The sequence below is a fragment of the Thalassobellus citreus genome (assembly GCF_044385915.1).
GTDB lineage: Bacteria > Bacteroidota > Bacteroidia > Flavobacteriales > Flavobacteriaceae > Thalassobellus > Thalassobellus citreus.
In genome coordinates, this window is the sequence record NZ_JBISCC010000003.1 from 1 (window position 1) to 241 (window position 241).

Consider the following 241-nt stretch of genomic DNA (forward strand, 5'->3'; position numbering starts at 1 on the left):
AAGGTGATCAGGGAATACAAGGTGTAGCAGGATTAGACGGAGCAGATGGAGCAACAGGTCCTAAAGGAGATAAAGGTGACAAAGGAGATACCGGTGATCAAGGAATACAAGGGATACAAGGTGTAGCAGGATTAGACGGAGTAGATGGAGCAACAGGTCCTAAAGGAGATAAAGGAGATACGGGTGAGCAAGGAGCAGATGGAGGAGGAGTAACAGTTCAAGGTTCAGATACATTAGCAAA

The 241-nt window shown here is 46.1% G+C and carries 1 protein-coding gene; it reads left to right on the top strand.

The features are described from left to right. Window positions 1-241, top strand: a 241-nt coding sequence (locus tag ACH5TX_RS00015; protein ID WP_439337523.1) for a collagen-like triple helix repeat-containing protein, incomplete at both ends; no start/stop codon positions are given.